Consider the following 13,158-nt stretch of genomic DNA (forward strand, 5'->3'; position numbering starts at 1 on the left):
AGGTGGGGTGCGGGACGGCGCCCGGCCGGCTCGGCGAACCGGCCGGGGCCATCCGGTGTCACACGCTCAGCCAGCGCCGGACGCAGGCGATGAGATCGTTCGTGTCGACCGGCTTGGTCACGTAGTCGCTGGCGCCCGACAGGAGACTCTTCTCCCGGTCGCCGGGCATCGCCTTGGCCGTGACCGCGATGATCGGCAGGTCGGCGTACTGCGGCATCTTGCGGATCTCCGCGGTGGCCGTGTACCCGTCCATCTCCGGCATCATCACGTCCATCAGGATCAACGCGATGTCCGGGTGGTTGACCAGGGTCTCGATGCCCTTCCTGCCGTTCTCCGCGTGCAGCACCTGGAAGCCGTGCAGCTCCAGGATGCCGCTCAGGGCGAAGAGGTTGCGCGCGTCGTCGTCGACCACCAGCACGGTGGCCCCGTGGAACGCCTCCCCGACGAGCCCGGCGTCCTGCTGCTGGGCCTCCTCGGCGCCGCGCACGAGCGGGAGCACGTCACCGGGCTCCTCCGCGGAGAGGTGCAGCGCGATCCGCTCCCGCAGCTCGTCCAGGCTGGAGAGGAACTCCAGCGGCCGGTCCCCGCACAGGGACCGCAGGGCCCGCTCCTGCGCCAGGTCGAGCCGGTTGCCGTTGTGGATCAGCACGGGCACGCTCGCCAGCGCCGAGTCGCCCTCCACCGCCTGCAGGAAGTGGGCCGCCTCGCCCTCCGGCATGCCGAGTTCCAGGACCACGCAGTGGCAGGGCTCCGCGGCCAGCGCGCTCGCCGCCTCCTGCGCTCCCACGACCGTGATGACGTCGACCGTCTCGCGGCCCTCGACCTCCTCGCGGCTGCGGCTGACGTCCCCGACCGCACTCTCCGCGACGAGGGTCAGCAGACCGCGGGGACGCTCCTCGACGACCAGCAGCCGCCGCCGGGCCTGCCGGGCGGACCCGGACGACGCCGGCACCGCACGCCGGACCGACACGACCTCGGCGCTCGGCTCGGCCGGCGCCGGCTCCAGCTGACGGGTGCCGCTGAGCAGCTCCTCGAAGTCCGGACGGGCGACCGGCAGGAACAGCGTGAACGTGCTGCCCTGGCCGGGCGTGCTGTCCACGGTGACCGCGCCGCCGAGGAGGTGGGCGATCTCCCGGGTGATCGACAGGCCGAGACCGGTGCCGCCGTACTTGCGGCTCGTGGTGCCGTCCGCCTGCTGGAAGGCGCCGAAGATCGTCTCGAGCTGCTGCTCCGGGATGCCGATACCCGTGTCCTTCACGCGGAAGGCGACGACCGTGCCGTCCCGCAGCACGCCCTGGGGCACCTCGTCGCCCGCCGCCGGTTCGATGCGCAGTTCGACACTGCCCTGCTCGGTGAACTTGACCGCGTTCGAGAGCAGGTTGCGCAGCACCTGGCGCAGCCGGGAGTCGTCGGTGAGCAGGTCCCCGGGGGCGCCGGGCGCCGTGCTGATCGTGAAGTCCAGGCTCTTCTGCGAGGTCATCGGCCGGAACGTGGCCTCGACGTATTCCAGGAGCTGCCGCAGCGGGACCCGCTCCGGGGTGACGTCCATCTTTCCGGCCTCGACCTTGGACAGGTCGAGGATGTCGTTGATCAGCTGGAGCAGGTCCGAGCCCGCGGAGTGGATGATGCCCGCGTACTCGACCTGCTTGGGGGTGAGGTTGCGCGAGGGGTTCTGCGCGAGCAACTGGGCGAGGATGAGCAGGCTGTTGAGCGGCGTCCGCAGCTCGTGGCTCATGTTCGCCAGGAACTCCGACTTGTACTTCGACGCCAGCGACAGCTGCTGGGCGCGCGCCTCCAGTTCCTGGCGGGCCTGCTCGATCTGCAGGTTCTTGGCCTCGATGTCGCGGTTCTGCGTCGCGAGCAGCGAGGCCTTGTCCTCCAGCTCCGCGTTGGAGCGCTGGAGTTCGTCCTGCTGGACCTGCAGCTCCTCCGAGCGGGCCTGGAGCTCGGCCGTGAGCCGCTGGGACTCACCGAGCAGTTCGTCGGTGCGGGCGTTGGCCACGATGGTGCTGACGTTGACGCCGATGGTCTCCATCAGCTGTTCGAGGAAGGTCTGGTGGACCGGCGTGAAGCGGGCCACCGAGGCCAGCTCGATGACGCCGAGCACCTGCTCCTCGACCACGATGGGCAGGACCACGAGCGCGGTCGGCACCGTCTGGCCGAGACCCGAGGAGATGGTCACGTAGCCCGGCGGCAGCTGGTCCACGGTGATGGCGCGGCGGCTGCGGGCCGCCTGGCCCACCAGCGAGCGTCCCATCGGGATACGGGCGGGCCGGTCGTCGTCGTCCGGGTAGCCGTACGAGCCGACGAGCCGCAGCTCGGTGCCGCGGGGGGTCTCCTCGGCGAGGTAGAAGGCGCCGAACTGGGCGGACACCAGCGGCGTGAGCTCGTCCATGATCAGCTCGGCGACGACGTCCAGGTCCCGGTAGCCCTGCATCAGACCCGAGATCCGCGCCAGGTTGGTCTTGAGCCAGTCCTGCTCCTGGTTGGCCCGCGTCGTCTCGCGCAGGGACTCCACCATGGAGTTGATGTTGTCCTTCAGCTCGGCGACCTCGCCCGAGGCCTCCACGGTGATGGAGCGGGTCAGGTCGCCCTCGGCCACGGCGCTCGCGACCTCGGCGATGGCGCGCACCTGGCGGGTCAGGTTCCCCGCCAGCTCGTTCACGTTCTCCGTCAGCCGCTTCCACGTACCGGAGACGCCCTCGACCTCGGCCTGGCCGCCGAGGCGGCCCTCGCTGCCCACCTCGCGCGCCACTCGGGTCACCTCGGCGGCGAAGGCGGAGAGCTGGTCGACCATCGTGTTGATGGTCGTCTTGAGTTCCAGGATCTCGCCGCGGGCGTCGACGTCGATCTTCTTCGACAGGTCGCCCTTGGCCACCGCGGTCGTCACCAGCGCGATGTTGCGCACCTGGCCGGTGAGGTTGTTGGCCATCGAGTTGACGTTGTCGGTGAGGTCCTTCCAGGTGCCCGCCACGTTCGGCACGTGCGCCTGGCCGCCCAGCCGTCCCTCGGTGCCCACCTCGCGGGCCACGCGGGTGACCTCGTCGGCGAACGCGGACAGCGTGTCGACCATCGTGTTGATGACGTCCGCGAGCGCCGCCACCTCGCCCTTGGCCTCGACGGTGATCTTCTGGGAGAGGTCGCCGCGGGCCACGGCCGTGGCGACCTGCGCGATGGACCGCACCTGACCGGTCAGGTTCGACGCCATCACGTTGACGTTGTCGGTGAGGTCCTTCCAGGTGCCGGAGACACCGCGCACGGTGGCCTGTCCGCCCAGGTTGCCGGCGGTGCCGACCTCTCGGGCGACGCGGGTGACCTCGTCGGCGAAGGCGGACAGCTGGTCGACCATCGTGTTGATGGTGTCCTTGAGCTCCAGGATCTCGCCGCGGGCGTCCACGGTGATCTTCTGGGAGAGGTCGCCCTTGGCCACGGCCGTGGTCACCTGCGCCACGTTGCGGACCTGGGCGGTGAGGTTGCCCGCCATGAGGTTCACGGAGTCGGTGAGGTCCCGCCACACGCCGCCGACGCCCGGCACCTGGGCCTGGCCGCCGAGACGGCCCTCGCTGCCGACCTCGCGGGCGACGCGGGTGACCTCGTCGGCGAAGGCGGACAGCTGGTCGACCATCGTGTTGACGGTCTCCTTCAGCTGGAGGATCTCGCCGCGGGCGGGAACGTCGATCTTCTGGGAGAGGTCTCCCTTGGCGACGGCCGTGGCGACCTGGGCGATGTCGCGGACCTGCGTGGTGAGGTTGCCGGCCATGGCGTTGACCGAGTCGGTCAGGTCCGCCCAGGTGCCGGAGACTCCCGGGACCTCGGCCTGGCCGCCCAGGGTGCCCTCGGTGCCCACCTCGCGGGCCACCCGGGTCACCTCGGAGGTGAACACCGACAGCTGGTCCACCATGCCGTTGAACACGGTGGCGATGTCGCCCAGGAGGCCGCCGGCCTCGTCCGGAAGACGCGTGCCGAAGTCTCCGTCGCGCACGGCGGTGAGCCCTGCCAGCAGTTGCCGCAGCTCCTGCTCGCCCGGCGTCCGGCTCGAAGGCTCGGTCGTTGTGACGGTCATGCGTACCCCTCGTTCCGCTCCCCAAGAGTCCCCGGGAAAAGGACTCGGAACCACGCCGCACCCGCGGACGGTCTCACACGCCGTACACGGTATTCCCGCAGATCACGGATCTGCCGCTGAGAAAATACGCCGCAGGCTAACCCAGAAGGCACGTGCTGAACAAAGCGGTGGGCGTAACCAAGGGTACGGTCGGGAAAGTTGCCTGGGCGAGGCATGACTTCGCGAAGTGGGGATACACAGAACCCTCTCGGTCCGTCCCCCTCCGGGCCCCCGTGAAAACCGCCGGGTTTCCCGTCCGCGCCGGTGCCGCCGAGGGGCGTCGAACCGGGAAGCGGGCGGACGGAAAGGTCCCGCCGTCCTGGTGCACCGGGGGGACGGTGACGACCGGGACGGCGGGACCGGGGTCCTCGCGGGGGACGGGGGCGTCAGGCGACGGCCGGGTCCAGCAGGCCCGTGCGGAGCCGCTTCAGGATGCGGGTGATCAGCCGGGAGACGTGCATCTGGGAGATGCCGAGCTCCTCACCGATCTGGGCCTGGGTGCGCTCCTCCACGAAACGCAGGTGGACGATGCGGCGCTCGCGGTCGTCGAGTCCGGCGATCAGGGGAGCCAGGGAGTGGAAGTCCTCGACGAGCTGGAGGGAGGGGTCGTCCTCACCGATGAAGTCGGCCAGGACGCTCTCGCCGTCCGCTCCGCCGTTGCCGAGGAGCGCCGCGTCCAGGGACGTCGGGCTGTAGGCGTTGGCGGCCTTGCGGGCCTCGATGACGTCCTCCTCGGGGAGGGACATCAGCTCCGACAGCTCGCGCGTGGTCGGGGTGCGCCCGAGGCGGGTCTGGAGTTCCTCGGTGGCCTTGGCGAGTTCGACGCGGGCTTCCTGGAGCCGGCGGGGCACGTGGACCGCCCAGCTGGTGTCACGGAAGAAGCGCTTGATCTCGCCGACGATGTAGGGGACGGCGAAGGAGGTGAACTCGACTTCGCGCGTCAGCTCGAACCGGTCGATGGCCTTGATCAGGCCGATGGTGCCGACCTGGACGATGTCCTCCATGGAGTCGCCGCGGCTGCGGAAGCGGGAGGCGGCGTAGCGCACCAGGGAGAGGTTCATCTCGATCAGGGTGTTCCGCACGTACTGGTACTCGCGCGTGCCCTCCTCCAGCACGGAGAGCCGGTCGAAGAACTGACGCGAGAGGTCGCGGGCGTCCTTCGGCTTGACCTTGGAGGGGTCGTCGATGAAGGGGAGCTCCGACGCGGAGACCGCCTCGACCGCCTCACGCGCCGTGCCCGTTGCCTGCACCGCCGTCACGGCTGCCATGCCGTCCACCCCAATCGTCGAAAAATCTTGAATGACAGAGCCCGCCTGCCCGGGTTCGAAAGATCTAATCCACCCGAACTGACGAAAACATGCATACCAGAGTGCCTGGAGTGAACGGCTGCCCCCCTCGGCCCCCTCGCGCCCTTCCGCCTTGCGCGGCGGGGCCGTGCGGCGGCGTGTACGGCGTCCCGCCCGTCGACGTCCGGTCGCCCAGGGTGTCAGCGGGCTGTCGGGACGGCCAAGTACGCTTGGGATTCCCAGGCAGAGGCGGTGGAAATGGCGCACGGCGGTGGTGGGCCGGAGACGGCCCCCGTCTCCCGGCAGGTCGGTGGGGCGGTGCTTCACACGTACGCACTCGTGGAACGACCGGGCATACGTATGATCGGCGAGATCAGCCCGCCCACCCGTCCCGTCTGGCGGGAAGCCCTGGGCCGGCTGGCGTGCCGCTCCGACCACGTCTGCTTCCTGGAGATGTCGGCGATCTCGTTCGTCGACGTCGCCGGGGCCGCCGATCTGGCGCGCACCGCGCAAAGCCTGCACGCGAAGCGGCGTCTGGTACTGGAACAGCCTCCGCCCGAACTCGAGCGGATCCTGCATATGTTCTGGCCAGACCTACGGACGATTGAGGTGGCGGCATGACGAGTACGGCCACCCGACCCGACCCCTTCACCCACCCCGCGCTCTTCTACCGCGGCGACGAGGACTACGTCGACGGCACGGTGCCGTTCCTGCGGGCCGGCCTGGAGGCGGCGCAGCCGGTGGCGGTGGCGGCGCCCGTCCGGCAGCTGGACCTGATCCGCTCGGCACTCGGCGAGTCGGCGGCGCGGGTGCACTTCGTCGACATGACGAAGGCGGGCCGCAACCCCGGCCGCATCATCCCGTCGGTCCTGCGCTCCTTCGCCGACGCCCACTCCGGCAGCCACGTGCGGATCATCGGCGAGCCGATCTGGACCGGCCGGACCGCCGTGGAGTACCCGGCCTGCGTCCAGCACGAAGCCCTGATCAACGTGGCGTTCAGCGGCCGGGACGTGACGATCCTGTGTCCCTACGACGCCGAGGCACTGCCCTCCGAGGTGATCGACGACGCGCGTGCCACGCACCCCGTCCTCATCGACGGCGGCCAGAAGGAAGTCAGCGCCGCCTACGCGGTCGACAGCGTGCTCGCACGCTTCAACGAAACGCTTCGCCACCCGCCCGGAGCGGCGAGCGCCGTCTTCGACGCGGAGGCCCTGCCGGTCACCCGCGACTTCGCGCTCGCCGAGGCCCGGGAGCGCGGGATGAGCGGTCCCCGGCTCCAGGACCTCGCTCTCGTCGTCGCGGAACTCACCACCAACAGCGTCGTGCACGGAGGCGGTTCCGGCACGGTGCGGATCTGGGCCGAGAACGACCAGATCGTCTGCGAGGTGCAGGACGACGGGCGGCTGACCGACCTGCTGGCGGGCCGGCGCCCGGCGCCTCCGGCTCAGCTCGGCGGCCGGGGCCTGCTCCTCGTGCACTACCTGTCCGATCTGGTCCGTGTGCACAGCGGCGCGGTGGGGACGACGGTGCGCAGCTACCTCCCCCGAGCCTGACCCCGCCCGTGGTGCCGGCCGGGACCACATCCGCCCCGGACTCCTGGCCCCCTGGCCCCGGACGCGCGGAAGGCCCCGCCCCACTTCGCACTTCGGGGCCGGGCCTTCGCCTTGTATGCGGGCGGACGTCTAGCGCGTACCGCTCCGCTCGGCGTCCTGCGCGGCCTGGCGCTCGGTCTGCGCGCCGGCCGTGGACAGGGTGCCGCCGGAACTCTCGAGGTGCGCCCGGACGAACCACTGGAACTGCTCCAGGTCCCGCAGCTGCTCGATGAGGATGTCCTCCGTCACCGGGTCGGTCTTGCCGACCTCGGTCATCGCCGCGCGGTGGTCCTCGATGATCCCGGTGTAGACGAGGTCGAGGGCGCCGAGGTGGGCGATGGCGTCGGCGCGCCCGACGTCGTAGTCGTCCCAGGTGCGCTCGGTGACGAGGGTGCCCGGGGTGCCGTGCGGCACGCCGCCGAGGGCGGAGATGCGCTCGGCCGTGGTGTCGGCCATCTCACGCACCCGGTCGACCTGCGGATCGAGCATTTCGTGCACGGCGATGAAATGCGGCCCGACGACATTCCAGTGAACGTGCTTCAGCGTCAGGGAAAGGTCGTTCAGGGCGTGCAGACGCATACGCAGCAGATCGATGACCTTTCCGCCGTCGTGCATGCTGAGTCCGGGGACCGTGTAGTTCGGGGTCGTGGACGTCGACATCAATTCTCTCCCTTCGTGTGGGGCTGATTGCGGTGAGATTCGCCGTGTCTTCTACCAGCGGTACCAGCGTCCGCGCCGCCCGCCGGACGCTTCGGAGCGCATCACGAAGCCCAGCAGCCAGACGACGAGGACGACGACCGCGATCCACCAGAGCGCCTTCAGGGCGAAACCGGCTCCGAAAAGGAGCAGGGCGAGCAGGAGGACCAGCAGAAGCGGAACCATTGTCATCAACCTCCAGCCCTCACGTGCCCCGGTTCTTGCCGGATACACGCATGCGGGGGCGAGGTGGACGACAGCGCCCGGACGACCGGGCCGGAACGCGCCAGTCCCCGCCTAGAGGCGTACGTACTCCCTGCGGACCATCGCGGCGAGTTCCGTCAGTGCTTCCTCGGCAGCCGGGCGGTCGGCGCGGTCGAGCAGCGCGAGGGCGTCGGCCGCGGCCTTCCTGACGGACTCCGGGACCTCGTCGACGGCCGCCATCCGGTAGGCCAGGGAGCGGCGTGCCGCCCGTTCCTCGGGGGAGACGCCCGACGGTCCCGAACGCGGGAAGACGGCGGCTTCGTAGGCGGCGACCTGGACCAGCACGCCGTGCGCGATGCCCTCCGCGTAGCCGCGGGCCCCGGCCTGCCGCTGCGCCGCGCCGAAGTCCGCCAGGGCGCGCCGCCGGACGAGAACAGAGGCGGCGGCGCCGGTCACCGCGAAGGCGAGCGCCGCGAGAAGGCCGATACCCGTGCCCCCGAGAAGAGCGCCGACGAGCCCGCCCGTGGCCGCGAGGAGGCAGGTCAGCCCGCCGGTGAGCAGGAGGAGCGCGCGGGCGGGGGTGAACGGGGCCATGGCGAGCAGTGTGCCAGCCGCCGCAGCGGGTGCGGCCGGGAGGTGGCGACCCTCACACGACGAGGCCGGTGATTCGGCCGATGGCCGGCCCGGCCGCAGGCGCGAGGCTGCGTTCCCCCGATCCGTTCCACTCGGTCCGTTGGAGGCAACGCATGCGCAGTCCCGACCGGTTACTCCGGCGGTGGGCCACCGCCACGACCCTGGGCGCGGTACTCCTCGCCACGCTCCTCGGTCCTTCCCCCGCCCAGGCCGCACCGGCGCGCGCGGAGGCTGTCAGCCCCGTGATCACCGTTCCGCCCGAGGGCAGCCGCGGGTTCCCCTTCCTCGCCGCGGCGGAGGACCTCGGCTCCCTCGGCTACACCGAGAGCGAGTACTTCACGACGGGCACCGCCACCTCGTACGCGAAGTCCGGGATCTGGGGCTCGGACGGCCGCTGGACCGTCCGCGCCGGCGCCCGCGCCGAGTACCGCACCCGGCTGCTGGTCCGCCGCCCCGTCGACGCCGCCAAGTTCAACGGCACCGTCGTCGTCGAGTGGCTGAACGTCAGCGGCCAGATCGAACTGTCCCCGGACTACTGGTTCGCCCGGGAGGAACTGCTGCGCAAGGGGTACGCCTGGGTCGGCGTCTCGGCACAGTCCGTCGGCGTCAACGGCGGCAGCGGCGAGATCCACGGCCTCAAGGGCTGGGACCCGGAGCGCTACGGCAGCCTGGTCCACCCCGGTGACGCCTACGCCTACGACATCTTCTCCCAGGCCGGCCAGGCCCTGCGCACCCCGAACGGTCCCGATCCGCTCGGCGGGCTGCGGATCAGGACGCTGCTGGCGGACGGCGAGTCCCAGTCGGCCGGATTCATGACGACGTACGCCAACGCCGTCCAGCCGGTGGCACGCGTCTACGACGGCTTCATGGTGCACAGCAACAGCGCCATCGCCGCGCCGATCAGCGGGCAGTTGGGCGACACGCTCCTGATGCCGTACCCGTCCCGCATCCGCACCGATCTCTCCGTGCCGACGTTCGTCGTCCTCACGGAGACCGACGTGCCCGGTGCCTCCGCCGCACGGCAGCCCGACACGGACCGCGTCGTGCACTGGGAGCTGGCGGGCACCGCCCACGGCGACCAGTGGGCCTACGACACCGGGCAGCCGACGGTGATCAGGTCGGCGGGCTCCGCTGCCCCGGCGCCCGGCTGCGCCGCGGGGTCGGCGCCGTTCAACGACGGCCCCGGCCACTACTCGATGAACGCCGCGCTGCGCGGGCTGGCCGACTGGGCGCGGGGCGGTGCCCGGCCCGCGAGCGGGGCCCAGCTGAGCGAGCTGCGCGACCCGGCCACCGGACTGGCGCTCGGCGGCATCCGGCTGCCCGACGTCGCGGTGCCCACCCGTACGCTCACCGGCGAGCGGGACACCAGCGGCAGTGGTCTCTTCTGCGGCCTCTACGGCGCGCGGGACCCGTGGAACGGCGACAGCGACCCGTGGGACCGGCACGACGACGGCGACCCGTCCGACCCGTCCTTCCCGAGCCGGGCGGAACCGGTGCTGAGCCGGCTGTACCCGACGCACGAGGGATACGTGAGCCGGGTCCGGACGGCCGCGCAGAACTCCGTGGCGGCCGGCCACCTCCTGCCGGAGGACGCGACCGCGATCGTGGCCGCCGCGCAGGACTCGGACATCGGCGGCTGATCGCGTCCACAACGCGAGACCACACTTCGCGGTCCGAAGTCCCGCTCGCCGAGCGGGACTTCGGGCGTTCGCTTCGTCCGGGACAGCCGTCGTCCGCGGGCACGCGGTCAGGTGAGCCGCCCACACGGCCGGCCGCTTGACCGGCACGGTCGCGGGCGCGCTGGTGCCCCCGCGGGTGCGGGGCGGAGAATGCGGGCATGAGCCAAGACGTGAGTGATGTCAGTGGTCCCGCCCGGCTGGCCGGACCCGACGAGGGCATCAGCCAGGAGGAGCTGGCCCTCGCCGCCCGCAACCACGGGCTGCCCCTGGAGGCGCTGCGGTACGACGTCACCCCGCCGGGGCTGCACTACGTGCTGACCCACTACGACATCCCCTACGCGGACGAGAGCACCTGGGAGCTGACCGTCGGCGGCCTGGTCGACCGGCCGCTGCGGCTCACGACGGCGGACCTGCGGTCGTTCCCCGCGGTCACCGAGCGGGTGACCATGGAGTGCGCCGGCAACGGGAGGGCCCTGCTGACGCCCCGGCCGGTGAGCCAGCCGTGGCTGGTCGAAGCGGCAGGCACGGCGGAGTGGACCGGGGTGCCGCTGCGGGTGCTGCTCGCCGAGGCCGGCGTCGACCCGGCCGGGGTGGACGTCGTCTTCACCGGTGCCGACCACGGGATCGAGCGGGGCGTCGAGCAGGACTACCAGCGCGCGCTGCCGCTGGAGACGGCGACCGGCCGCGACCCCGAGGTGCTCGTCGCGTACGCGATGAACGGCGCACCGCTGCCGCCCCAGCACGGGTACCCGGTGCGGCTGGTGGTGCCCGGCTGGTACGGCATGGCCCATGTGAAGTGGCTGCGGGACATCTCCGTCGCCGACACCGCGTTCACGGGGTTCCAGCAGGCGGTGGCCTACCGGCTCAGGCAGGACGCGGACGACCCGGGGGAGCCGGTGACCCGCATCGCGCCCCGCGCCCTGCTGGTCCCGCCGGGCTTCCCGGACTTCATGTCACGGTCGCGGGTCGTCCGGCCCGGCGTCGTGCCACTGGAGGGACGCGCCTGGTCGGGCCGCGCCCCTGTGGCCTCCGTGGAGGTGAGCTGGGACGAGGGCCGGTCCTGGCACGAGGCCGACCTCGCCCCCGAGTCCGGTCACCGGTGGGCGTGGCGCCGCTGGCACCTCGACTGGACGGCCGTACCGGGCACCCACGTGCTCAGCGCCCGCGCCACCGACGCCGAGGGCCACGTCCAGCCCCTTCAACAGCCATGGAATCGCGGCGGCTTCGCGAACAACCTCGTCCAGCGGGTGCCGGTGCTGTGCGTCGACGCATCCTCGTGAGTGCGACAGCGGAGGGCTGACGACCCGTCAGTTCCCCTTAGCGGTGGGCAAGTTGGCGATCCGGGCAGCCGGATCGCTCATGGGCCTATGAACCTTCGGGTCCTCTCGCTACCCTCCGCCGCATGATTCCCACGGTCGTATGGGGCACCGGCAACGTGGGCCGCGCGGCCATCCGCGCCGTCGACGCCCACCCGGCGCTGGAACTCACGGCGGTACTCGTCCACGACCCGGCCAAGGCCGGGCGTGACGCGGGTGAACTCGGCGGCCTGGACCGGCGCCTCGGGGTCGCGGCGACCGTCGACGTCGGCGCCGTGCTGGCCGCCCGTCCGCGCGCGCTGGTGTACGCGGCCTCCGGAGATCTGCGTCCGGACGAGGCGCTCGCCGACGTCGGCAGAGCGGTCGGAGCGGGGGCCGTGGTGGTCACTCCCGCCCTGTACCCGCTGTACGACCGGCGCGGCGCGCCGCCGGAGTTCCGGGACCCGGTGCTGGCGGCCGTCGCCGAGGGCGGCGGCTCCCTGTTCGTCTCGGGCGTCGATCCGGGCTGGGGCAACGACGTGCTGCCCCTGCTGGTCAGCGGGCTCGGCACCGTCGTCGACGCGGTCCGCTGCCAGGAGATCTTCGACTACTCCACGTACGACCAGGAGGAGTCCGTCAGGCACCTGATCGGCATGGGCCGCCCGATGGACTACGAACCGCTGATGCTCGCGCCCTCGGTACCCACCATGGTGTGGGGCGGCCAGATCCGGCTGATGGCCAGGGCGCTCGGCGCCGAACTGGACGACATCCGCGAGACGTTGGACCGGCGCGCCCTCGACGCCACCGTCACCACCCGCACGATGGGCGTCTTCGAGGCCGGCACCCAGGGCGCCGTGCGGTTCGAGGTGCGGGGCATCGTCGACGGCCACCCGCGCATCGTCATCGAGCACGTCACCCGCATCCACCCGTCCTGCGCCCCCGACTGGCCCGCCCCGCCCGACGGTGGCGACGGCGCGCACCGGGTGATCATCGAGGGCCGCCCCCGGATCGAGGTCACCGTCGAGGCGACCGACGAGGGCGAGAACCGGTCCGCCGGGGGTAACGCCACCGCGGTGGGCCGGCTGGTGGGCGCCATCGACTGGCTCGTGGACGCGGAGCCAGGACTGTACGACGCGCTCGACGTCCCGCTGCGTCCCGCGACCGGCCGGCTCGGAAGGAAATGACATGCGCATCGACATCCCCGACGGTCAGGAGCCGATCGGATACGTGTGGGGCGAGATGGTTCCCGGCATCGGCCCGGCCGCCGCGAACTTCTCGCTGGCGGTGTACGAGCACACGACGCTGGGCCTGCGGGAGTTCGAGGCGGCGAGGCTGCGGATCGCGCAGATCAACGGGTGCCTGTTCTGCCTGGACTGGCGTACGGAACGGGACGGGCACAAGGTCGAGGAGGGGTTCGCCCTCGCGGTCACCCAGTGGCGTACCACCGACGCCTTCGACGACCGCACGCGGCTGGCCGCGGAGTACGCCGAGCGGTACGCCCTGGATCCTCACGGTCTCGACGACGAGTTCTGGGCCCGGATGACCGCGCGGTACAGCCAGCGCGAGATCGTGGAGCTCAGCATGAGCATCGGCTCCTGGCTGGCGTTCGGCCGGCTCAACCACGTGCTGGGCCTCGACGCCGTGTGCGTACTGCCCACCCATTGAACCGGT

General features: G+C 71.6%; 11 protein-coding genes. 6 read left to right on the forward strand and 5 right to left on the reverse strand.

The genetic code is table 11. The features are described from left to right. Positions 1-58 precede the first annotated feature (58 nt). Positions 59-4,063 (reverse strand): HAMP domain-containing protein, encoded by a 4,005-nt coding sequence (locus ACWGIS_RS32505; protein ID WP_453366086.1) that lies wholly within the window; start codon positions 4,061-4,063, stop codon positions 59-61. A 425-nt stretch (positions 4,064-4,488) separates the two neighbouring features. Beyond that, positions 4,489-5,370, reverse strand: a complete 882-nt coding sequence (locus tag ACWGIS_RS32510; protein WP_453366087.1) for an RNA polymerase sigma factor SigF — start codon at positions 5,368-5,370, stop codon at positions 4,489-4,491. A 276-nt stretch (positions 5,371-5,646) separates the two neighbouring features. Between ACWGIS_RS32510 and ACWGIS_RS32515 the strand changes: the two genes are divergently transcribed. Both ACWGIS_RS32515 and ACWGIS_RS32520 read left to right on the forward strand, forming a co-directional pair. Next, a complete protein-coding gene (locus ACWGIS_RS32515) occupies positions 5,647-6,009 on the forward strand; it encodes an STAS domain-containing protein (protein ID WP_453366112.1) in 363 nt (120 codons plus the stop codon). Further along, entirely contained in the window at positions 6,006-6,941 is a 936-nt protein-coding gene (locus ACWGIS_RS32520) for an anti-sigma factor RsbA family regulatory protein (protein ID WP_453366088.1), read from the forward strand. Before ACWGIS_RS32515 ends, ACWGIS_RS32520 begins: the two co-directional genes overlap by 4 nt. 129 nt (positions 6,942-7,070) lie before the next feature. On the opposite strand, the gene ACWGIS_RS32525 is transcribed toward ACWGIS_RS32520, so the two are convergent. From ACWGIS_RS32525 to ACWGIS_RS32535, 3 genes are all read right to left on the reverse strand, one after another. Then, positions 7,071-7,640, reverse strand: coding sequence for a Dps family protein (locus ACWGIS_RS32525; RefSeq protein WP_453366089.1), 570 nt, complete (start codon positions 7,638-7,640; stop codon positions 7,071-7,073). Between the two features lie 51 nt (positions 7,641-7,691). Beyond that, positions 7,692-7,862 carry a hydrophobic protein gene (locus tag ACWGIS_RS32530; RefSeq protein ID WP_453366090.1) on the reverse strand — a complete coding sequence of 57 codons (171 nt, stop codon included), beginning with the start codon at positions 7,860-7,862 and terminating at the stop codon, positions 7,692-7,694. Between the two features lie 111 nt (positions 7,863-7,973). Further along, entirely contained in the window at positions 7,974-8,474 is a 501-nt protein-coding gene (locus ACWGIS_RS32535) for a hypothetical protein (RefSeq protein WP_453366091.1), read from the reverse strand. A 152-nt stretch (positions 8,475-8,626) separates the two neighbouring features. On the opposite strand from ACWGIS_RS32535, the gene ACWGIS_RS32540 reads away from it, so the two are divergent. From ACWGIS_RS32540 to ACWGIS_RS32555, 4 genes are all read left to right on the forward strand, one after another. Continuing rightward, on the forward strand, positions 8,627-10,153 hold the full coding sequence (locus ACWGIS_RS32540; protein WP_453366092.1) for an alpha/beta hydrolase domain-containing protein: 1,527 nt from the start codon (positions 8,627-8,629) through the stop codon (positions 10,151-10,153). A 197-nt stretch (positions 10,154-10,350) separates the two neighbouring features. After that, positions 10,351-11,472, forward strand: a complete 1,122-nt coding sequence (locus tag ACWGIS_RS32545) for a sulfite oxidase (protein ID WP_453366093.1) — start codon at positions 10,351-10,353, stop codon at positions 11,470-11,472. A 122-nt stretch (positions 11,473-11,594) separates the two neighbouring features. Beyond that, complete coding sequence (locus ACWGIS_RS32550; protein ID WP_453366094.1) at positions 11,595-12,671, forward strand: NAD(P)H-dependent amine dehydrogenase family protein; 1,077 nt, start codon at positions 11,595-11,597, stop codon at positions 12,669-12,671. Position 12,672: 1 nt separating this feature from the next. Then, positions 12,673-13,152: a carboxymuconolactone decarboxylase family protein gene (locus ACWGIS_RS32555; RefSeq protein WP_453366095.1), complete on the forward strand. Its 480-nt coding sequence runs from the start codon at positions 12,673-12,675 to the stop codon at positions 13,150-13,152. The last annotated feature ends 6 nt before the right edge of the window (positions 13,153-13,158 follow it).

It is taken from the genome of Streptomyces sp. NPDC054842, from assembly GCF_053611025.1.

Excerpts from the sequence above, each read along its gene's own strand:
- ACWGIS_RS32535 (WP_453366091.1), bottom strand. The coding sequence starts at position 8,474 with ATGGCCCCGTTCACCCCCGCCCGCGCGCTCCTCCTGCTCACCGGCGGG.
- ACWGIS_RS32510 (WP_453366087.1), bottom strand. The coding sequence starts at position 5,370 with ATGGCAGCCGTGACGGCGGTGCAGGCAACGGGCACGGCGCGTGAGGCG.
- ACWGIS_RS32525 (WP_453366089.1), bottom strand. The coding sequence starts at position 7,640 with ATGTCGACGTCCACGACCCCGAACTACACGGTCCCCGGACTCAGCATG.
- ACWGIS_RS32530 (WP_453366090.1), bottom strand. The coding sequence starts at position 7,862 with ATGGTTCCGCTTCTGCTGGTCCTCCTGCTCGCCCTGCTCCTTTTCGGA.
- ACWGIS_RS32515 (WP_453366112.1), top strand. The coding sequence starts at position 5,647 with ATGGCGCACGGCGGTGGTGGGCCGGAGACGGCCCCCGTCTCCCGGCAG.
- ACWGIS_RS32550 (WP_453366094.1), top strand. The coding sequence starts at position 11,595 with ATGATTCCCACGGTCGTATGGGGCACCGGCAACGTGGGCCGCGCGGCC.
- ACWGIS_RS32540 (WP_453366092.1), top strand. The coding sequence starts at position 8,627 with ATGCGCAGTCCCGACCGGTTACTCCGGCGGTGGGCCACCGCCACGACC.
- ACWGIS_RS32545 (WP_453366093.1), top strand. The coding sequence starts at position 10,351 with ATGAGCCAAGACGTGAGTGATGTCAGTGGTCCCGCCCGGCTGGCCGGA.
- ACWGIS_RS32520 (WP_453366088.1), top strand. The coding sequence starts at position 6,006 with ATGACGAGTACGGCCACCCGACCCGACCCCTTCACCCACCCCGCGCTC.
- ACWGIS_RS32555 (WP_453366095.1), top strand. The coding sequence starts at position 12,673 with ATGCGCATCGACATCCCCGACGGTCAGGAGCCGATCGGATACGTGTGG.
- ACWGIS_RS32505 (WP_453366086.1), bottom strand. The coding sequence starts at position 4,063 with ATGACCGTCACAACGACCGAGCCTTCGAGCCGGACGCCGGGCGAGCAG.